The sequence below is a fragment of the Hymenobacter volaticus genome (assembly GCF_022921055.1).
Lineage (GTDB): Bacteria > Bacteroidota > Bacteroidia > Cytophagales > Hymenobacteraceae > Hymenobacter > Hymenobacter volaticus.
In genome coordinates this window covers 1560456-1581530 of record NZ_CP095061.1, presented here as the reverse complement: position 1 = coordinate 1581530, position 21075 = coordinate 1560456, and the positions used below count along the sequence as shown (strand labels likewise).

12 protein-coding genes are annotated in these 21075 nt (G+C 56.1%); 8 read left to right on the top strand and 4 right to left on the bottom strand.

All coding sequences use genetic code 11. The features are described 5' to 3' along the window. The first annotated feature begins 212 nt into the window (after positions 1-212). The 3 genes from tkt to MUN86_RS06845 all read left to right on the top strand — a co-directional run bounded on the left by tkt (position 213) and on the right by MUN86_RS06845 (position 6268). Complete coding sequence (tkt, locus tag MUN86_RS06855) at positions 213-2264, top strand: transketolase (protein WP_245123339.1); 2052 nt, start codon at positions 213-215, stop codon at positions 2262-2264. Positions 2265-2319: 55 nt separating this feature from the next. Continuing rightward, positions 2320-5157, top strand: a complete 2838-nt coding sequence (locus tag MUN86_RS06850; RefSeq protein ID WP_245123337.1) for a bifunctional transaldolase/phosoglucose isomerase — start codon at positions 2320-2322, stop codon at positions 5155-5157. A gap of 103 nt (positions 5158-5260) precedes the next feature. Further along, on the top strand, positions 5261-6268 hold the full coding sequence (locus tag MUN86_RS06845) for a glycoside hydrolase family 43 protein (RefSeq protein WP_245123336.1): 1008 nt from the start codon (positions 5261-5263) through the stop codon (positions 6266-6268). Between the two features lie 189 nt (positions 6269-6457). On the opposite strand, the gene MUN86_RS06840 is transcribed toward MUN86_RS06845, so the two are convergent. After that, entirely contained in the window at positions 6458-8182 is a 1725-nt protein-coding gene (locus tag MUN86_RS06840; protein WP_375379474.1) for a GH39 family glycosyl hydrolase, read from the bottom strand. Positions 8183-8290: 108 nt separating this feature from the next. Between MUN86_RS06840 and MUN86_RS06835 the strand changes: the two genes are divergently transcribed. Then, a complete protein-coding gene (locus MUN86_RS06835; RefSeq protein ID WP_245123334.1) occupies positions 8291-9451 on the top strand; it encodes an MFS transporter in 1161 nt (386 codons plus the stop codon). Here MUN86_RS06835 and MUN86_RS06830 read toward each other — a convergent pair. From MUN86_RS06830 to MUN86_RS06820, 3 genes are all read right to left on the bottom strand, one after another. Continuing rightward, complete coding sequence (locus MUN86_RS06830) at positions 9448-10491, bottom strand: LacI family DNA-binding transcriptional regulator (RefSeq protein WP_245123333.1); 1044 nt, start codon at positions 10489-10491, stop codon at positions 9448-9450. The two genes, MUN86_RS06835 and MUN86_RS06830, sit on opposite strands and share 4 nt — an antisense overlap. Before the next feature lie 114 nt (positions 10492-10605). Continuing rightward, entirely contained in the window at positions 10606-11823 is a 1218-nt protein-coding gene (locus MUN86_RS06825) for a Gfo/Idh/MocA family protein (protein WP_245123331.1), read from the bottom strand. Further along, positions 11820-12797 (bottom strand): FAD:protein FMN transferase, encoded by a 978-nt coding sequence (locus tag MUN86_RS06820; RefSeq protein WP_245123328.1) that lies wholly within the window; start codon positions 12795-12797, stop codon positions 11820-11822. The genes MUN86_RS06825 and MUN86_RS06820 overlap by 4 nt, the downstream gene beginning before the upstream one ends. A gap of 641 nt (positions 12798-13438) precedes the next feature. Between MUN86_RS06820 and MUN86_RS06815 the strand changes: the two genes are divergently transcribed. The 4 genes from MUN86_RS06815 to MUN86_RS06800 are packed head-to-tail and all read left to right on the top strand — an operon-like array spanning position 13439 to position 21073. Continuing rightward, positions 13439-16522, top strand: a complete 3084-nt coding sequence (locus MUN86_RS06815) for a SusC/RagA family TonB-linked outer membrane protein (RefSeq protein WP_245123326.1) — start codon at positions 13439-13441, stop codon at positions 16520-16522. A gap of 34 nt (positions 16523-16556) precedes the next feature. Beyond that, positions 16557-18218 (top strand): RagB/SusD family nutrient uptake outer membrane protein, encoded by a 1662-nt coding sequence (locus tag MUN86_RS06810; RefSeq protein ID WP_245123323.1) that lies wholly within the window; start codon positions 16557-16559, stop codon positions 18216-18218. A gap of 59 nt (positions 18219-18277) precedes the next feature. Beyond that, entirely contained in the window at positions 18278-19681 is a 1404-nt protein-coding gene (locus MUN86_RS06805) for a 3-keto-disaccharide hydrolase (protein WP_245123321.1), read from the top strand. Between the two features lie 36 nt (positions 19682-19717). Next, a complete protein-coding gene (locus tag MUN86_RS06800) occupies positions 19718-21073 on the top strand; it encodes a Gfo/Idh/MocA family protein (protein WP_245123318.1) in 1356 nt (451 codons plus the stop codon). Positions 21074-21075: the final 2 nt, after the last annotated feature.

Genomic DNA, 21075 nt, shown 5'->3' with positions numbered 1-21075 from the left:
TTGAGCCTACCTACTAGCTCGTGCCACCAAGCAGAACTTGTTTCCTTTGTGCGTGGGCAACGCGCCTTGCATAAGCGTATAAGCTCATTCATGGACTTGCTTGTTTAGCTTAGCAGCACCACAAAAAATAACCGCATCCATCTTACCAAACGCGGAAAAGATGTACGCACTCATCACACAACCAAGCACATACACCCCTTCTTCACTTCCTCATGAGTAATCCTTCTGCTTCCCTCGATCAGCAAAGTGTAAACACCATCCGCCTGCTGTCGGTGGATATGGTACAGGCCGCCAACTCCGGTCACCCTGGCTTGCCGCTCGGCGCTGCGCCGATGGCTTACGTGTTGTTTTCGCGATTTTTGCGCTTCAACCCCCAAGACCCCAAGTGGCCGAACCGGGACCGGTTTGTGCTGTCGGCGGGCCACGGCTCGGCGCTGATTTATAGCCTGCTGCATTTGTATGGCTACGATTTACCGATGGACGAACTGAAGAAGTTCCGTCAGCCCGGCGCCCGCACACCCGGTCACCCCGAGTCGAACGTGACGCCTGGTATCGAGGTAACGACGGGTCCGTTGGGCCAGGGCTTTGCCAATGGTGTGGGTATGGCCATGGCCGAAGCGCATCTGTCCGCCGTGTACAACAAGCCCGGCCACGACGTAGTAGACCACTACACCTACTCTATCGTGAGCGACGGTGACCTGATGGAAGGCATTGCTTCGGAAGCCGCTTCGCTAGCGGGCCACTTGAAGTTAGGCAAGCTCATCTACCTCTACGACGACAACGACATTTCGCTCGACGGCCCTACTAGCCTGGCCTACACCGAAGATGCCATGAAGCGCTTCGAGGCGTACGGCTGGCACACGCAGCACGTGCTGGACGGCAACAACCTCGACGAAATCGAGGCTGCCATCAAAGCCGCGCAGGAAGAGAAAGACAAGCCCTCGATTATCTCGATCAAGACCATCATCGGCTTCGGTTCGCCACTGGCGGGCACCAACAAGGCCCACGGCAGCCCGCTCGGCCCCGACAATGTAAAGAAAGCCAAAGAGTTTTTCGGTTGGGACCCCGAGGCTAGCTTCGTAGTGCCGGCCGAAGTGTACGAGCACCTGAGCAAGCCCGGCCAGCAAGGCGCCGAGTTGCAGAAAGAGTGGGACGCCAAGTTCAAGCAGTACGAGCAAGAATTCCAGGCCGAGGCGCAGCAGTTCCACGTTTCCTTCAACGGTGAACTACCCGAAGGTTGGGACAAGGACCTGCCCGTTTACACGCCCGCTGATGGCGAGCTAGCCACCCGCCAAGCGTCCGGCAAGGCCCTGACGGCTATCAAGAAAGCCGTGCCGTTTATGTTCGGCGGTTCAGCCGACTTGGCTTCTTCCAATGAAATGGACAAGTCGGGCGACGACAGTTTCCAGCCCGGCCACTACGAGCGCAGCAACATCTGGTTTGGCGTACGTGAGCACGCCATGGGCGGCATCATGAACGGCATGTCGCAGCACGCGGGTGTGCGCACCTACGGCGGTACTTTCCTCACCTTCTCCGACTACATGCGCGGCGCTATCCGCCTCACGGCCCTAGCCGAATCGGCTGCCACATTCGTCTTCACCCACGACAGCATCGGTTTGGGCGAAGACGGCCCGACGCACCAGCCCATCGAGCAAGTGGTATCGTTGCGGACCATCCCGAACATTGTAGTGCTGCGTCCCGGCGACGCCAACGAAACCACCGAAGCCTGGCGCATTGCCATGACCACCCCGAAGTCGCCAGTCTGCCTGATTTTGTCGCGCCAGAAACTGCCGATTTTCGACCAGACGGTACTCGGCTCGGCTCGCGAAGGCGTAGCCAAAGGCGCTTATATCTTGAGCGAAGCCGAAGGTGGCACGCCTCAGCTTATCCTCATTGCTACTGGCTCGGAAGTGAGCTTGGCGCTGGAGTCGCAGAAGGCGCTGCAAGGCGAAGGTGTGGCAACCCGCGTGGTGAGCATGCCGTCGTGGGAGTTGTTCGAGAAGCAAGACAAGGCGTATAAGCAGCAAGTACTACCGCCTTCGGTGCGCAAGCGCGTGACCATTGAGGCAGGTTCGCCTATCGGTTGGGCTAAGTACGCTACCGATGAGGGCACCAGCATCAGCATGAACCGCTTCGGCGAGTCGGCTCCGGCGGAGTACCTGTTCGAGGAATTCGGCTTTACGGTGGAAAACGTAGTGAAAACTGCCCACTCGGTATTGCAAGAACAGCCCGCCGAAGAAGACCAAAAGCAAGTGGTTTCGTAAGGGGTAGCACACTGCTGCCGCTTACACCCATTCCTTTCTACTCTATTCTTTTGTCATGAACCCATTAGTTGCCATCCGCGAGTTTGATCAAAGCATCTGGCTTGACTTCATTCGTCGCAAAATTCTGATTAACGGCGAGTTGAAGCGCCGCATCGACCACGAGGCGTTGCGCGGCGTTACGTCCAACCCGGCCATTTTCGAGAAGGCTATCGGCGGCTCCGACGACTACGACGCGGCTATCCGCAGCTTAGCGTTGCAAAACAAAACCGCCGACGAAATCTACACGGAGATGGTCATTGCGGACGTGCAGCACGCCTGCGACCTGTTCCGCCCACTCTACGACAGCCACGACAACTCTTCTGATGGCTACGTCAGCCTGGAAGTATCGCCGGCTTTGGTCAACGACACTGAAGGCACCATCGAGGAAGGCATGCGCTTTTGGAAAGCCGTAGACCGTCCGAACGTGATGATCAAGGTGCCCGCTACGCTGGAAGGTCTGCCCGCTATCCGCCGCCTCATCGCCGAAGGTATTAACGTCAACGTGACATTGATTTTCGGCTTGGAGCGCTACCGCCTAGTGGCCGAAGCCTACATTGCGGGCCTCGAAGACCGGGTGAAAGCCGGCCTGCCCCTCGACAACATCGACTCGGTAGCTAGCTTCTTCCTCAGCCGCATCGACGTGCTGATCGACCCGATGCTGGAGAAACTTGCCGCTGAAGGCGGTGAGAAAGGCGAACTAGCCCAATCAATGGTGGGCGAAGTTGCCTTGGCCAGCGCCAAGCAAGCCTACCAAATCTACAAGGAGATATTCCAAGGCCCGCGTTGGGAGGCTCTGCAAGCGCAAGGTGCCGACACGCAGCGCCTGTTGTGGGCCAGCACCGGCAACAAAAACCCGAAGTACGACGACCTAAAGTACATCGAGAACCTGATCGGGCCGAAAACGGTGAACACCGTGCCGACCGAAACCCTGGACATTTTCCGCGAGAAAGGCCAACCCGCCGCCCGCTTGGAAGAAGGTCTCGACAAAGCCGCTGAAGTGCTGCGCCGCTTGCCTGAATTGGGCATCGACCTGGAAGAGCAAACCAACGCCCTGGAAATCGACGGTGCCAAGAAATTCAACGAGCCTTTCGGCAAGCTGATGGCGTCGTTGGAGAAGAAGCGCTTGGAGGCTCTAGAGCAAACTACGGCCCCTGCTGCATTGTCACTCGGTCAGTATCAGGCTGATGTAGACGCCAAAGTTCAAGAGTTCAACACCAAGAATTTCACGGAAGGCTTCTGGAACAAGCAAGCTGATTTGTGGGTGCAGGACGCCGAAGGGCAGGAAAGCATCCGCAGCTTCATGGGCTGGTTGCGCGTAGCCGAAACGATGGTATCGGCCGTGCCCGCCATCGAGCAGTTTGCGCAGGAAGTGAAAGATGCGGGCTTCAAGCACGTAGTCGTGATGGGCATGGGCGGCAGCACCATGGCCCCGATTGTGTTCAAAGAAAGCTTCGAGCAAGGCGAGAGCGGCCTGCCCGTATCAGTGTTGGATACCACCGACCCGAGCACAGTGCGCCAAATTGAAGAATCAGTGCCGCTGGCCGACACGCTGTTCATCGTGGCTAGCAAATCGGGCACTACGGCCGAACCGCTGGCTTTCGGCGACTATTTCTATGACAAGGTAAAGCAGATTAAAGGCGACAAAGCCGGCGAAAACTTCGTGGCCATCACGGACCCCGGTTCCAAGTTCGTGGCTTCGGCTACGGCGCAGGGCTACCGCCACATCTTCCTGAACTTTGCCGAAGTGGGCGGCCGTTTCTCGGCCCTCACGTACTTCGGCTTGGTACCCGCCGCCATGTACGGCTTGAGCACCGGCGAAATTCTGGAGCGCGCCGTCCTGATGATGCGCGCGTGTGGTGCCTACGGCGCCGTAGAGCAAAACCCTGGCCTGGAGCTAGGTGTAGCGCTTGGCGTACTGGCCAAGCAAGGCCGCGACAAACTGACCCTGATTGTGCCGGAGTCGTTGAGCAGCTTCGGGCTGTGGCTGGAGCAGCTGACGGCCGAAAGCACCGGCAAGCAAGGCACCGGCATCATGCCGATTGCCGGTGAGCCCGTGCGTGAGCCTGCGCTGTACGGCAATGACCGGGTGTTTGTGTATGTCAGCTACGAAAACGAAGCCGACGACGCCAACAAGCAGGCATTGCAAGCGCTAGAGCAAGCCGGCCATCCTGTAGTGCGCATCACCATCAAGGATGCCTATGATTTCGGACAGGAGTTTTTCCGTTGGGAAGTAGCTATTGCTGTAGCCAGCGCCGTGTTGGAAATCAACCCCTTCGACCAGCCCAACGTGCAAGCCGCCAAAACGGCCACCGACGCGCTGATGAAAGTGGTAGAGAAGGAAGGAAGCCTGCCGCAAGGCGACGCCCCTGTGGTAACCGAAAACGGTGTAGCCTACTACACCTCCGTTTCGGGCTCCGACGCGGCCGAGGTGCTGCAAGCTTTCTTCGACCAAGCCAAGCCCGGCGACTTCCTTTGCCTTCAAGCTTACCTCACCGAAACGCCGAGCTTGAACGAGAGCCTGCTTCAGTTGCGCACGCAAGTACAAGAGCAACTGCACATTGCTACTGCTTCCGGCTACGGCCCGCGCTTCTTGCACTCTACGGGTCAGTACCACAAAGGCGGCCCCAACACCGGTTTGTTTGTGCAGTTCACCAAGGATCATCCGCAGGATCTGCCCTTACCCGGTCGTTCGTACACTTTCGGCACGTTCCAGAACGCGCAAGCCGCCGGTGACCTGCAAGCCCTCCACGACTACGACCGTCGTACGCTGCACATTCACCTCGGCGCTGATGCCGAGCAAGGTCTGCAAACCGTGCTGACGGCTCTGCAAGCGGCTACGTTGCAAGCCAAGTAATCGAGCAACCGACTAGGCTAAAACCGGCTTGGTGCTGCTAGTGCCAAGCCGGTTTTTTTGCTTAGTTTTAACAATCGATTGTGTAACTCTTTACCTTTTCAGAATGTCCCTGAACTCCCACAAAAAAGAGATTTCCTTGTTCCGCTATGCTGTCTTAGCTGGCATTCTGGGAACGATGGCCTTACCCTTCACGGCTATGGCCCAAAACCCGGCTTCTACGGCCCCTACTGGCAACCCCATCATCAAGCAGAAGTACACGGCCGACCCGGCTGCCTTCGTGCACAAGGGCACTGTGTACCTCTATACTGGCCACGACGAAGCCCCTGCCCGGCAAGAGCGCTATGTGATGCACGACTGGCTTGTCTTTTCCTCGACCGACATGGTGAACTGGACCGAGCACCCCTCGCCCCTCGCCGTGAAAGATTTCACGTGGGCCAAAGATGATGCGTGGGCTTCGCAAGTAATTGAGCGCAACGGTAAGTTCTACTGGTATGCCGCCGTAGAGCACGCCACCATCAATGGCAAAGCCATTGGCGTGGCCGTATCTGATAGCCCCACTGGCCCTTTCAAAGATGCTCGGGGTTCGGCACTGATTTCAAGTGACATGACGCCCGACGACAAAATCAGTTGGGCCGACATCGACCCCTCGGTTTGGATCGACGAAAAGGGTCAGGCCTACCTGTTTTGGGGCAACACCACGTGCTACTACGCCAAGCTCAAGCCGAACATGACCGAGCTAGATGGCCCCATCAATAAAGTGCCTTTGCCCAATTTCACGGAAGCGCCTTGGGTGCACAAGCGCGGCGACTGGTACTACCTCTCGTATGCTTCGGGCTTCCCCGAAAAGATAGTGTACGCCATGAGCCGCAAGATTGAGGGCCCTTGGGAGTACAAGGGCATTCTGAACGAAATAGCTGGCAACTCCAACACCAACCACCAGTCCATCATCGACTTCAAAGGCCAGTCGTATTTCATTTACCACAACGGCGCCATCAACACCGATGGCGGCAGTTTTCGCCGCTCCGTCTGCATCGACTACCTATACTACAACAAAGACGGCACGCTCAAGCGCGTAGTAATGACCACCGAAGGCGTGAAGCCGGCGAAGTAAAATACCGGCAGGAATTTCTTCGCGCACTTGCCTAATTGTGAAAAGGCATATACGCCCGTCATGCTGAGCGCAGCCGAAGCATCTCGCGTGCTGATGTTGTAATAGTAATCCGACGTCAGCACGCGAGATGCTTCGACTGCGCTCAGCATGACGGCCTTTTGATTAATGAAGGCAAGGCCACTTACGCAACTACCACGTCAGGTGCAGCAGTGACACGCCTTGGCGGGGGAGTTTGAAGCGCAGGGTGGTTTTGTTGTCTTTGGTTTTCACCCATGTAGGCGAATCAAGCAGGGCGAGTTGGCCGGCTTGCTCTAGCTCGGTGCGTTGGGCGGCCGATACGTTTTGCGGGGAGCCCATCTTCTGCCACGTGGTGTAGGAGTTGCTGTGCTCACCGTCGATGCGGTAGTGCTGGACCAGGGCTTGCGGCGCGGTTAGGTTTTGCAGCTCGATTTCCACCTCTGATGCGGCGGCAGGTAGATCGTCGTTGTGGTAATTCCAGACGAGCACGTTGGCGGAACGGCCGTTGGTAGAAGCCAGGGCACTGATGTCGGCACGCTGGCTTTGCATGCCTTCGCGCAGCTCAGGCAACGTGAGGGCGCTGGCGTTGCTTACAGCTACGCGCTGCCCGCCCATGAGGCCCATCATCCGAAACACGTTGAGCACGGGCTTATCGACGCCGTTGGTGGCTAAGTCGCGGAAGCCAGCAAACCAAGGCTGATTTTCAAACTCAAACGACCAACTTACTACGCCGAGCAGGTTCACCTTGTACTCGTCGGCCAGCTCGTAGAGGTGGGAATAGGCAGAAGCCGTGTAGCTGGAATACATGGTGCCGTTGCGGTATGCATTTTCGGGGCTCAGGTCTACGGAGCAAGCTGCGCAGCCTTCGGGGTCGTTTTCGCCGATGATGATGGGCAAGTTCTTGTACTGCGGAAACGAGGCCACGATTTTGAAGCCTTCGGTGAGGTCCTTAAGCTGTGTACCCATGTTCATGCGCACATGGCCGTCTACCACTTTGGGGCCGCCTTTGGCGTGAAAGGTGATAAAGTCGAGGCGGGTGCCGGTTTTGCCGGTGGCGTAGTTGGTACCGGTGGCGCAGTGCTGTAGGAAGTTTTTCAAGAAAGTAGCGGCTTTGTCCCAACCAGGGCCGGTGGTTTCGGGGCCGCCGAGTTGGATGCCGGGGCAGGCGCGGTGCACAGCCTCTTCGGTGTAGTCAAACAGCTTGCTGTACTCTTCGGGCGTGCCTTTCCAGTAGCCGATATTGGGCTCATTCCATAGCTCCCACGGCCAGCTTTTCACTTCCGCCTCGCCATAACGCGCTACGCAGTGCTTCACCCACTGATATACCAGCTCCGACCATTTTTTGTAGTCTTTGGGCGGATAAGCCCACCCGGTATAAATGTCGTCGTAGGGTTTGCCGGGCTTCCAGTAGTGCCGATACGGCGTAGGGTGCGACGACAACGCCTCCGGCATAAACCCGATTTGGGCAATGGGCTTCATGCCGCGCGCTAGGTACGTATCGAAAATCTGGTCGACTATTTTCCAGTTGTAGATGGGTCGGCCTTTTTTGTCTTCGGTGTAGGCGTTGGTCGAGCCCCACTTGAGGGCGGGCGTCCCGTCGCCGGTGGTTAGCAGATTGTGGGCCCGCACGTACACGGTGGTGGGGCTCAGAGCGGCTAGCTCGGTGAGCAGCTTTTGCCCGTCCTTCATGTAGGTGTAATTCGGCTCGTCGTACCCGAAATAGGCCCACATCGGGTACATCGGGCCTTTGGGCTTCGCCAAATCCACTTGAATGGAAACTGGTGCCGCGGGTGCTTGTGCCTGCACAGTGGAAGCACTGGCCAGCATACTAGTCAGGGTAGACCAGCCAAGTAAGGTACGGCAGAGCGTACGCAGGGTCGAGGAAAGTTTTTTCATGCAGCGGATGGTTAGGCGGGAAAGAGGCGCGGGACAAGCTACCAATCCTAAGCGGTAAACACAACCGATTGTGTAACTGCTCGTACCTTTGCGCGACTTTTGCCTACCATGCTGCCATCCACTACTAAGAGCCGAATTGCCGTTGCGGCCGTTTTCTTTCAAGCAGGTATCTGCTTCGCCAGTTGGGCTTCCCGCATCCCCGACATCAGTTTGAAGCTCGGCTTGAGCGAGGGAGACATTGGGCAACTGTTACTCGCCATGCCCGTTGGTTCGCTTGTTGCGCTACCGCTGGCCGGCTGGCTAGTGCATAATTGGGGCAGCCGGATGGTGGTATTACTGTCGGCAACGCTGTACGCGGTGTTTCTGCCGCTGCTTGGTTGGGTGGAGAGTTTCTGGACGCTGGCCCCGGCGCTGGCCTTATTTGGCTTTGCCGGCAACCTGCTCAATGTGTCCGTCAATACGCAAGCCATCAACGTGCAGGCGCACTACGGCAAACCCATCATGGGTTCGTTTCATGGGCTCTGGAGCTTGGCGGGTTTCTTGGGTGGCGCCCTCGGCACGCTGCTCATCGGCTGGCAACAAACGCCCCTCTCCCACTTCTTGCTAGTAGCCGGCTTGGGAGTGCTCCTTATTGCAGTAGCCCATCAGTTCACATTGCCTGAAGATGAAGGCAGCGAGGCTGGTGGTATGAGCTTGCGCCGCCCCGAACCTTACTTGTTACGCATCGGCCTTATTGCGTTCTGCGGCATGCTTTGCGAGGGCTGCATGTTCGATTGGAGCGGCGTGTACTTTCAGCGGGTGGTGCAGCCCGATGCTACCCTGGTTACCAGCGGCTACGTGGCCTGCATGAGCACCATGGCCTTGGGCCGCTTCATTTCCGACTACCTAACCCACCGTTTCGGAGCCGCCCGGATGTTGCAAGTCAGCAGCGCCCTCATTGCTTCGGGGCTGCTGCTGGCCGTGCTGCTCCCGTACCTAGTGCCCGCCATTATCGGGTTTCTGCTGGTGGGCTTTGGCATTGCCTCAGTTACGCCTCTTTCCTACTCGGCCGCCGGGCAAGCGCGCACCGTGGCTCCCGGCGTGGCGCTAGCGCTAGTTTCTACTATCGGGTATTTCGGGTTTCTGCTGGGTCCGCCGCTGATTGGCTTATTGGGCGAGGTGTTCAGTTTGCGTGTTTCTTTTGCGCTAGTTGCCGTGATGGGAGCCGTAGTGGGCGTGTTGGCGGCAGGCATCACCGCTAAACCCGCCAAGGTGCGCACTCCGGCTTAGCGGATCTTTGCCACAACCACGTCCACCGAAGCACCGGTAGAGCCCCTGACAATCAATTCGGATTTCAACTCCACGCTCTGACTTGCCGCAATAGGGACGTTTTTGGTGATGGCGCGGAACAGGATTTGGGCAGCCTCTTTTCCGATTGCGTAGGCAGGTTGCGTTACGGTGGTGAGGGGCGGGTCTAGCAACGAGGCGGTTTCCAGGTTGGAGAAGCCAATGACCTTGATATCGTTCGGAATGGACAGGTGGAGGTTGCGGCAAGCCTCGTAGCAGCACATAGCCAAGCTCTCGACCGAGGCAAAAAACCCGTCTATGTCCGGGCGCTTCAGCAGCAATTCCTGGATGGTTTCAATGTCCTGCACCTTGTTGGCTTGCGCGTGCACTACAAGCTCTTCGTCGAACGGAATACCACTGGCTTGCAAAGCATCTACGTAGCCTTGCAGCCGACGCTTCCCGATAGACAAACTCTTAGAAAGGTTTAGGTGTGCAACCGACCGGCACCCGCTATCGAGTAAGTGCCGAGTGGCCTCAAAGCTGCTTTCGTAGTCGTTGGTCGTGACGTTGGCGGTAGCTATTCCCTCGTGCACCCGGTCGAAAAACACCAGCGGAATCCCTTTTTCCTGCAACGAATCTAGGTGGCTGTAGTCCTGGCTGCCGCTGGCTACCGATATCATAATGCCTTCCACCCGGCCGCTGGCCAGCAGACGCGCCACCGATACCTCACGCTCGTAGTCTTCGTGAGTCAGGTAGATCAGCACGTGGTAGTTGTTGGCGCGGGCTACTTCCTCTATCCCATTGATTGCCAGCGAAAAGAAATGGTTGGCCACCTCCGGTATAACGACCCCAATGGTTTTGCTTTTCTGCCGACGTAAGCCGCTGGCGTACGGGTTAGGTTCGTAGTTAAGCTTGCTAGCCAACTCCCGCACCCGGTCTTTGGTGGGCTGCGAGATGTCATACCTATCGTTGAGCGCTCTTGAAACCGTGGCAACAGAAAGGTTGAGTTCCTCGGCTAAGCGTTTGAGATTAACGGGTTTCATAACTCAAGTTATGAAGTATAAATTATACATAACGAGCCCACGAGTAGCCGGAAAGAATGCTACGCGGGCCATCGTTATGACAAAATTGAGCGTACCAGCGTGACTTGCTGCCGGTTAACTGAAGTTGAACTCGGGCCGCCACTTCTCAATGGTGTGATTGTAGATGGCCTGATTTGCCATGTACACGGCGCACGCCACCCGCGCCCCGGTGAAGACGTTGGAATCGGGCATTTTCTTCTCCTGCACCGCTTTATAAAACTCGTTCAGGGCGTACCAAGAACCATCTTTCAACGGCTCGGTGGTGATAGGAATACCGCCGTTCTTGTCCCACGTAATTTTGGTGGCGCCCGTTACGCCGTCCACGGTGCCGTACTGCTTCAGAGTCTCCTTTTCGGGATAGTAGATGCCTTGGTCGATGAGCAAGGAAATGGTGCCCTTGGTGCCTTTTAGCTTGAACAAGTACCCGTCACGGGCGTTGCCACAAGTGGCGCCGAAGTTGCCGACCATGCCTTCGCGGGCGTAGCGCATCATTACTTGCACGTTGTCGTAGGTTTCGCGGCCGTCTTTGTAGTAGTCGATGCCGCCAGTCCCGAAGATTTCATCCGGGTAGGTATTGAAGGCCCAATGGATGAAGTCGATCTGATGCGAAAGCAGTTCGGCGGCCAACCCGCCGGAGTACTCGCGGTACATACGCCAGTTGATCTTGCGCTCCAAGCTTGGCTCGGGTACCGGGCGCCGCCAGCTACCGTTTCGGTCCCAGCGGCAGTCGATCTGCGTCACTTTCCCCAAGTAACCCTTATCTATCATTTCCTTGACCCGATAGTAGAGCGGCGAGTAGCGGTACTGGTGCCCAACTTGCAAAATCTGATTGGGGCGCTGCTGCGCAATAGTCACCAGTTCTGTGGCCTGCTCGATGTTGTGGGTCATCGTTTTTTCCAGGTACACCTGCTTGCCAGCCAGCAGCGCCGCCTTGGCCACCGCAAAGTGCATGTTCAGCGGCACCGAAATAATGACGGCATCTACGTTGCGCGAATCGAGCAGCGCGTGGTAGTCGGCATAGGTTTTGGCTTTGCTAGCCGAACCTATTTTCTGCGCATCACGCAGGCGGAAGGGTAGCTCGTCGCACAGCGCCGTTACTTCGTATTTATCGGGCAGTTCCTGCAAGATTTTGAGCAGGCCGGTGCCCCGGTCGCCGCAACCGATAACGCCGATTCTGAGTTTGCCGTTGGCTGCGGGCGCAGCAAACGCTTCTCCTACTTGAGTACCTAGCAATAGGCCGCCGGTGAGCAGACCGGTGGTCTTCAGAAAATCACGTCTTGGAAGGAGGATCATGGGTGGGATACTAATTGTTGGAATCCTGAGGAGGCAGTGTCGGCCACCGTGCCGTTGGGGCGCTGGTAGATGAAGTAGGCTTGAAGGTCGCGGTGCGTACGCAAAAACGCTAGTGCTTTCGCTACTCCCATGCCCATCAAGGCGTTATCGTAGGCGTCGGCAGTCATGGCGTCGGGCGCTACCACTGTCACGCTGATCATTTCATTTTGAAATGGATAACCACTTTTTGGGTCGATGAGGTGCGCGTTTCGCACCGCTCCCTCCTGCTTAAATTTACGATAATTGCCGGAGGTAGTAACACCACCCGCGCTTAACTGAATGATTTGCTGCATACTTGGCATCTGCCAGCCACTACTGTCGGGCCGCTCGATGCCGATGCGCATCATCTCCCCGCCCGGCTGTTTGCGGCCCCGCACGCGTATTTCGCCGCCAAGCTCCACCAAGTAATTGCGAATGCGCTTGCGCTCCAACAAGGAAGCCAACACATCCACGGTGTAGCCTTGGGCAATGCCGTTTAAATCGAGGTGCACAGCGGGCACTTTCTTTACCAGCGAATCGCCGCGCAGCTGAATTTTATTGGAGCCAATAGCCGGCAGGATAGCCTGGATGGCCGCCGCCGACGGGGCAGTTTCGGTAGGTCGAGTTCCAAAACCCCATGCCTGCACCAGCGGCTGCACCGTGGCGTCAAACAAGCCGCCTGTCTGCTGATACACGTCTAAGGCCTTCTGAACTACCACTCGTAAATGCCGGTCGGCCACTACCCCGGTTGCCGACTGATTGAATTGATTGATCAACGAGTTCGGCTTATAAAGCGAGAGCGAAGCATCGATTTCGGCTAGCTGCTGCCTTACCTCCGTGCTTGTGACGAGGCTATCCGGGGCGTAGTAGGTGATGGAATAGGTTGTTCCCTGCGCGTAGCCGTTTAGCTGAAATGGCTTGAGTGGCGTTCCGCTAGCCGGGAGCAGCCATAGCATGAAGGCGAAAAGAACACCACAGTTCATGACCGAGAAGAGTAGGCAGGTAGGTGCGTAGGTGTTGCGAGGGGGCTTGCCTTGGAAATAATACCGCCTCGCAATCGAAATCAAGTTCACTAACTAGCAAATACAGAGCATCCTGTAGATACCGGTATTTGGTGCCGCTTGGTAATACTACTTCATTCCTCCAGCATAATTAGCACCCTACAGCTTCTATTTTAGTAGCCTTGGCCTTGCTGAACCAAAGACCCAGATCGGGAGAGTACAGGAGAGTTGGGGAAAAAGCTATATTTAATATGACCATCGATAGCAATTCTCTTCGCTTTTGCTCCCTTGCAGTTTGCGCTATCTGCTACTGCTTTTACTATCGGCAATCTAGGCCGAAGTACGCCTACCCGTTCTTTCTGCTAGCTGATTGATTTTACAAGAATATCTGGCCGCTCTTATGCTATCGATTGCGATTTACGAAAACGTTTGCGTAACTAAAGAGCAGGTTGCTCTATCTATCTGATACTGTTTGCCTCTAGCTTAGCGATGCACACTGGAACTCTGTCTTCTAGAAGCAAACACTAATTGGAAGCACGACTAGGACGCTGCAAAAACGCTTCAATCTTTTCTCACCTTCCTCAATCCATCATCTTATGACCACATTCTACACACCTCCCATCCGTAAGATGCCTCTCCTACTGTTGCTGCTGCTACTTTGCCTTGCCACTGGAGCGTGGGCACAGCAAGGCGTTACAGAAATTAGCGGCCGCGTAGTTGATGAAAAAGGCGCTGGGCTGCCTGGCGTCACAGTTCAAGTAAAGGGCACCACCGTGGGCGCCAGCACCGACCCCGATGGCAAATTCACGGTGCAAGCGCCAGCCAATGCCACCGCGCTTGTGATTTCCTCGGTGGGCTTGGTTGCGCAAACCGTTAACATTGATGGCCGCAAGCAAATCAACGTCACGCTCAAGGAAGATTCGCAGGCCCTGGCCGACGTAGTGGTAGTTGGCTACGGTACCCAAAAGAAAAGCCAAACCACCGGTGCTATATCCTCGGTAACTTCCAAGGAAATAGCGGAATTGCCGGTAACCAACGCCCGCCAAGCCTTGCAAGGCCGCGCTGCCGGTGTCGACGTGATTCAGTCGGGCAGTGAGCCGGGTGGTGGCGTAACAGTGCGCATTCGGGGTCGCCGCTCTATCAACGCCTCCAACGACCCGCTGTATGTAGTGGACGGGATTCCGGTAGCTGGTGGTATCGATGACATCAACCCACAGGACATTGCCTCGCTGGAAGTATTGAAAGACGCTTCGGCTACGGGTATTTACGGTTCGCGCGGTGCCAACGGTGTGGTACTGGTAACCACTAAGCGCGGCAAAGCCGGCAAAACGGTGGTAAGCTACGACGGCTACGGAGGCTTCTCGAAAGCCCTCGGCAAAGTAGACGTTATGAATGGGGAAGAATTTGCCGAATACAAGCGCGAGTCTTACCGGGCCGCCGGTATTTACGACGACAACAACCCCACTACTTCCGAGCAGAAAACGTTCACAGCCATTGAGTTGGATGGTATTGCCAAAGGTCGTAGCACCGATTATCAGTCGATGCTGCTACGCACAGGGTCCATTCAAAGCCACCAAGTAGGGGTGCAAGGCGGCAGCGAAAAAACGCAGTTTTCTATATCAGGTAACTACTTCCAGGAAAAAGGTATCCTGAGACGTACAGACTTTACCCGTTATACCTTCCGCGTCAACCTCGACCACCAAATCAATAACCGCATCCGGGTTGGTACGTCCACCTTTGGGGTGTACAGCCTCAACAACGGCTCGGACAGCCCTATCAACAACCCCTCCTTCGACGGCTTTCCCAATCCTAACTACACAGCCCGCGGTTTCCACCCCTTCGGTGGTGCCTTGTCCGAAAACCCGCTCGGCCAACCGTATGATGATCAGGGAAACATGATTTTCCTGCCTACTCCTGATGGTCTTCGCTCTAACCCCGCCGCAGAAGTAGTACCGGGCGCCAACATTGCGCAAACAAAGACCGTCCGCATTTTCAATAGCGTTTATGGCGAATGGAACATTGTGGATGGCTTGAAATACCGCGTCAACTTCGGCCCTGACTTCACCAACCAGCGTTTTGGTCGCTTTACGGGTACTCTCACCAACGCCCGGCGCAATGGGGCCCCGACGGCACGCGTCGAAAACGGGCAGCGCTTCAACTACACTGTTGAGAACATTTTGACCTATAACAAGAAGTTCGGCGGGGTGCATAACCTAAGTTTGACGGGCCTGCATTCGGTGCAGCGCGACAACTATGAAACCTCCTTTATTGACGTGAATGCCGTTTCGGCTGAGTCACAAGCCTTTTACAACCTAGGCCAGGCTGGCTCTTTCAACGCGCCCGGTACGGATCTGCAAACCTGGACCTTGCAGTCGTTTATGGGTCGGGTCAACTACGACTTCAAAGAGAAGTATCTGCTCACGCTGACGGGCCGCTACGATGGTTCCTCCCGCTTCGGTTCCAACAACAAGTATGGCTTCTTCCCCTCCGTGGCCGTGGGCTGGAATGCTGGCGATGAAGACTTTTTGAAAGACCTGACCTGGCTCGATCAACTTAAGATCCGGGCTAGCTACGGCTCCATCGGCAATACGGGCATTGCTCCTTATCAGACTCAAAGCCTGCTGGCGCGCACCAGCTACGCGTTTGGCACTACTCCAGGTTATGGCTACCGGGTCGGCACGCTCGGCAACAACGACTTGAAGTGGGAAACCACCAGCACCGGCAACATCGGTATGGACTTCATTCTGTGGAACGGCCGCGTCTCTGGTTCGGTGGAAGCCTACCAAGCCGATACGCGCAATCTGTTGCTCTACAACCAACTGCCTATTTCCAACGGCTTTGATCGGGTACTGCAAAACGTAGGACATACCCGCAACCGCGGCGTGGAAGTGACGCTGACCACCGTAAACGTGAGTTCGCCAAGCGGCTTTACTTGGTCCACGGATTTGCAGTACACCCGCAACCGAGAGGCCATCATCGAACTGTTCAACGGCAAGTCCGACGACGTTGGTAACCAGCGGTTTATTGGGAAGCCGCTGCAGGTGTATTACAACTACGAGAAAATTGGCATCTGGCAGCTAGGCGAAGAAGATGCTGCTAAAGCGTATGGCCAGCGAGTAGGCCAGATCAAGATCAAAGACCAGAATGGCGACGGGAAAATTGATGCCGTCAACGACCGGATTATCCTCGGTTCTACCATTCCTGATTGGGCTGGCGGCATCACCAACCGGTTCGCTTACAAAGGCTTCGACTTGTCTTTCTTCATCTACGCCCGGATCGGCAACATGATTCGCAGCGATTTCCACATTGCCACCAACCACTTAGCGGGTCGCTACAACAACTTGGACGTCAACTACTGGACGCCAAATAATCCTACCAACGAATTTCCCCGTCCGAATAAAGACCAGGAAGATCCGGTTTACGGCACGACGCTCCAGTATTTCGATGGCTCTTTCGTGAAGGTGCGCAACATCAACTTCGGCTATAATTTCTCGCCCGCCCTCGCTCAAACCCTCAAGCTTTCTGGCCTGCGCCTCTACACGAGCATTCAGCAGCCCTTCATTTTCGCCAAGTTCCGCTCGAAGTACAAAGGAATTGACCCAGAAACGGCTGATTTAGTGAATGCCGACCAGATTCCGTCAACCCGCTTGGTTACGTTCGGTGTCAACGCAAAATTTTAAGGCCAGCGCCTAGCTCTTTCAATACCATTGAGACATGAAGACCTTGAAATACAGTAAACTAGCTCTAACCGCAACTTTGTTGTTGCTGGCTACCTCTTCTTGCAAAGACCTACTAGACGAGAAAGTCGTTTCGCAGGTAGGTTCTGGCTACATCACCACGGCCGCGGGCTTCGATGCCGGCGTGAAGGCCGTATACTCGTCGTTGCGAGATTTTTACGGCCGCGAAAATGGCATGGACGTGACCGTGTTTGGTACGGATACTTATACGTTTGGGTCCGATGGCACCTACAAGTATATGAATCAGTATACAACGCAGTTGGATAGCCGCACGCAGCCTATTGTTGATATTTGGAATGCTCTTTACGTGGGCATCAGCACGGCTAATGCCGTCGTCGATCAGGCGCCCAACGTAACGGGCCTCGACGAGGCGGTTAAGAAACGTCGGGTCGCAGAGGTGAAGGTGTTGCGGGCGCACCACTACTTCGTGCTGGTACAGCTTTACGGGGCCGTGCCTTTGGTGCTAAACCAAGTCACGACAGCGACCAAGGAAGCTTCCCGGACGCCGGTAAAAGACGTGTACGCCGCCATCGTAGCGGACTTGGAATCGGCCTTGCCAGACTTGACGCCTACAACCCCCGACTACGGACGCGTGACGAAAGGCGCCTGCGAGCATCTGCTTGCTAGGGTGTACCTAACGAAAGCTACCTCGGAAGGTGCTGCTGCTGATGACTATACCAAGGCGGCAACCTACGCGCAGAACGTCATCAAGAACTACACCTACAAGCTGCTGCCTGATTACGCCAGCGTGTTTCAGCAAGGCTCGGGCGAAATCAACGACGAGGTGATTTTGGCTACGCAATACACCTCCGACCCTACCACCAACGGGGTTGGTAACGAGACGCACTTATATTTCGTGATGGAATATGATGCGCAAGCTGGCATGAAGCGCGACGTTTCCATTGGCCGCCCGTTCCGGCGCTTCCGCCCCACGACGTATATGCTAGAAAACGTATTTGCTTTTGCTAACCGGGTTAACGACTCGCGCTATCAGAAAAGCTACCGGACGGTGTACTACTGCAATAACCCCGGCACGTTTACCAACCTGTTTGATACTTCCAAGCCCTCGGTTACGCTCAAGCTTGGCGACACGGCTATCTACTTGCCTGGCTACGAAATGCCGCTGGCGCAGCGGGCCAAGAAGCCCTACCAGGTGATGGTGCCGAGCTTGTACCGCCCGAACCTGTTCCCGACGCTAACCAAGTTCTTGGACCCGCTGCGGCCCGATTTGCAGTATCAGCCCGGCAGCCGCGACTTCCTGATGTTCCGCTTGGCTGAAACGTATCTGATTGCCGCAGAGGCTCTGTTCAAAAGTGGAAAGACCGCTGAAGCGTTGCCGTTCATCAACGCGGTGCGCCGGCGAGCGGCTTTTCCTGGTAAGGAAGCTGCCATGCAAATTACGGCCAGCCAATTGACCATGGACTTCATCATGGAAGAGCGGGAGCGGGAGCTTCAGGGCGAAATGTTCCGCTGGTTTGACCTCAAGCGTTGGGGCGTGCTAGTGGAGCGCGTCAAGAAATGGAACCCAGATGCGCAAGCCATTACTGCCGGCAAGCACGAACTGCGCCCTATTCCGCAAGACCAGATTGACCGCACAGCAGGCGGTGTTGCTTCCTTTCCACAAAATCCTGGCTACTAACGTTGAGGCGCTGCCAATGGCAGCGCCTCTTCTTCAGCATTCACCTTCCAAAAGTTAACATGTTAGAAAAAGTAACAGCTGTAACTGTCGGAGCCGCCTGGGCGGCTTTGACGTTCATTGCTCCCGGCCCCACCCCGGCTTCTACTCCTACCACGCCTAAAGCCGCCGATACGTGGCAGAACCTGTTTGATGGCAAAACCCTGACTGGCTGGAAGCGGCTGGCCGGCACCGCCGACTACAAAGTGGAAAACGGCGCCATCGTCGGGACGACGGTCATGAACTCCGGCAACACGTTTCTGGTCACCGAGAAAGAGTACGGCGACTTTCAACTGGAGCTAGATATTATGCTGGAAAGCAACGTCAGCAACTCGGGTGTGCAGACGCGCAGCCATTTCAACACGCCCGGCTTCGAGAACAAAGTGTACGGTCGACAGGTGGAAATCGACCCTTCCGAGCGGAGCTGGTCGGGCGGCGTGTATGACGAGGCACGCCGGCAGTGGCTGTACCCGCTGGATTTGAACCCTAAGGCCAAGCCGCTTTTCAAGGTGGGGCAGTACAACCACGTGAAAATTGAGTGCATCGGCAACGAGATGAAAACCTGGTTGAACAACACGCCAGTGGCCTACGTGGTGGACCCCGTGGATGCCAACGGCTTCATTGGCTTGCAAGTGCACGGCATCACCACCAAGGAGCAGGAAGGCAAGAAGGTCTACTTCAAAAACATCAAGATCAAGACCACCGACCTTAAGCCAAGTGCCTTCCCGACCGACATCTACGTAGTCAACTTCATGCCCAACATGCTGACGCCCTACGAAAAAGAGCACGGCTGGAAGCTGTTGTTTGACGGCAAATCCTCAGCGGGCTGGCGCAGCGCCAAGGACACGGCTTTCCCTACCAAAGGCTGGCAGGTGAACGATGGCACAATGAGCGTAATGCCCTCGGAAGGCAAGGAATCCACCAATGGCGGCGACATCGTCACCAATGCCGAGTTCAAGGCTTTCGACTTGTCGTTTGAGTTCAAGCTGACGCCGGGCGCCAACAGCGGCCTGAAATACTTCGTGACCCTGGCCGAGAAAAGCGAGGGCTCAGCAATCGGGCCGGAATATCAAGTTCTCGACGACGAGCTGCACCCCGATGCTAAACTCGGGCGCGACGGCAACCGCACGCTGGCCTCGCTCTACGACCTCATGAAAGCCGACAAAAACCCACGCTTCATTCACAAGATTGGGGAGTGGAATGTGGGTCGCGTGGTGGCTTACCCCGACAAACGGGTGGAGCACTACCTGAACGGCGCTAAAGTGCTGGAATACACGCGGGGCTCCAAAGAATTCAGAGAATTGGTAGCTATGAGCAAGCACAAGATCTGGCCGAACTTCGGAGAGGCTCCAGCGGGTCATATCTTGTTGCAGGACCACGGCAACAATGTCTCGTTTCGGAGCATCAAAATCAAAGAGTTGAAATAACTAATCGCCTTCCTCACCACTCAACCTTCCTTTCTCATGTCATATCAACGTCGCGATTTTCTTAAGACAACCGCTCTGGCTAGCGCCGGGGTGATGTTTTCACAAGTTGCTTGGTCGGCCAGCAGCTACAAACGCATTATTGGCGCCAACGACCGGGTACGCGTGGGGGTGGTAGGCTTTTCCGACCGCCACAAAAGCTCGCACATCCCGTGCTTCATGAACCACTACAAGGAGTTGAACTTCGACGTAGTGGCCGTGTCGGACATCTGGAAAAAGCGCCGCGAAGAAGGCGCCGCCACTTGGAAAGAGAAGTTGCAGCACGACGTAGTGGCCTGCCGCAACAACGAGGAGATGTACGACAAGAAGTTGGTGGACGCCGTGTTCATCAGCACCGCCGACTTCCAACATGCGCTGCACGCCATTGAGGCCGTGAAAGCCGGCTGCGACGCGTACGTGGAGAAGCCGTTTGCCGAAACCATGGAAGACAACCGGGCCGCTCTCAAAGCCATCAAGAATTCCAAACAAATCGTACAAATTGGCTCACAGCGCCGCAGCGGTGCCAACTACCACGCCGCTGAGGAATTCATCAAATCCGGCAAGTTTGGCCCCATCACGATGGTGGAACTAACCTGGAACGTCAACCAGCCCGGCCGCTGGCGCCGCCCCGATTTGATTCCGCAGCTCAAAGAATCGGATACGGACTGGAAGCGCTACTTAATGAACCGGCCCACCGAGGCGTTTGACGCACGCAAGTACTTGGAGTTTCGGTTGTTCTGGCCCTACTCGTCGGGCTTGCCGGGCCAGTGGATGAGCCACCAGATTGATACCGTACACTGGTTTACGGGCTTGCAGCACCCGCGCAGCGTGGTGGCCAACGGCGGCATTTATATGTGGAAAGATGGCCGCCGCAATTGGGACACCATCACGGCCGTGTTCGACTACGGCCCAACGAATGATATGAGCAAAGGCTTTCAGGTAACGTTCGGCTCCCGGATGCACAACGGCGACGAAAAGCCTACTGAAATCTACTACTCCAACGGGGGCGAGCTGAACCTGAACACCAACACTATTTCGCCGACTGGTGGGCTCACGCAAAAGATGGCCGAGGCCATGAAAATGCAGCCCAATCTGTTGGCTTCGGCTAGTCTGTCGGCCGTGGAGCCAGTTATTGCTTCGGCCAACACTGGCGGCGACAAGCTGACTTCCAACCACGTCCGCAACTGGATGGAGTGCGTGCGCAGCCGCAAGCAGCCCAACGCGCCCGTTGAGGCCGGCTACAGCCACTCCATTGCTACCATCATGACCAACGCGGCCGTGCACACGGGCATGAAGGCCACCTTCGATGAGAAAACGCAGGAAGTAATGGTCGGTGGCAAAGCATTTGTGGCGTAACC

What these genes read in the sequence shown, in the direction of transcription:
- MUN86_RS06825 (WP_245123331.1), bottom strand. Translation starts at nt 11,823, where the DNA reads ATGATCCTCCTTCCAAGACGTGATTTTCTGAAGACCACCGGTCTGCTC.
- MUN86_RS06845 (WP_245123336.1), top strand. Translation starts at nt 5,261, where the DNA reads ATGTCCCTGAACTCCCACAAAAAAGAGATTTCCTTGTTCCGCTATGCT.
- MUN86_RS06810 (WP_245123323.1), top strand. Translation starts at nt 16,557, where the DNA reads ATGAAGACCTTGAAATACAGTAAACTAGCTCTAACCGCAACTTTGTTG.
- MUN86_RS06820 (WP_245123328.1), bottom strand. Translation starts at nt 12,797, where the DNA reads ATGCTATGGCTGCTCCCGGCTAGCGGAACGCCACTCAAGCCATTTCAG.
- MUN86_RS06835 (WP_245123334.1), top strand. Translation starts at nt 8,291, where the DNA reads ATGCTGCCATCCACTACTAAGAGCCGAATTGCCGTTGCGGCCGTTTTC.
- MUN86_RS06850 (WP_245123337.1), top strand. Translation starts at nt 2,320, where the DNA reads ATGAACCCATTAGTTGCCATCCGCGAGTTTGATCAAAGCATCTGGCTT.
- MUN86_RS06800 (WP_245123318.1), top strand. Translation starts at nt 19,718, where the DNA reads ATGTCATATCAACGTCGCGATTTTCTTAAGACAACCGCTCTGGCTAGC.
- MUN86_RS06840 (WP_375379474.1), bottom strand. Translation starts at nt 8,182, where the DNA reads ATGAAAAAACTTTCCTCGACCCTGCGTACGCTCTGCCGTACCTTACTT.
- MUN86_RS06805 (WP_245123321.1), top strand. Translation starts at nt 18,278, where the DNA reads ATGTTAGAAAAAGTAACAGCTGTAACTGTCGGAGCCGCCTGGGCGGCT.
- MUN86_RS06815 (WP_245123326.1), top strand. Translation starts at nt 13,439, where the DNA reads ATGACCACATTCTACACACCTCCCATCCGTAAGATGCCTCTCCTACTG.
- MUN86_RS06830 (WP_245123333.1), bottom strand. Translation starts at nt 10,491, where the DNA reads ATGAAACCCGTTAATCTCAAACGCTTAGCCGAGGAACTCAACCTTTCT.
- tkt (WP_245123339.1), top strand. Translation starts at nt 213, where the DNA reads ATGAGTAATCCTTCTGCTTCCCTCGATCAGCAAAGTGTAAACACCATC.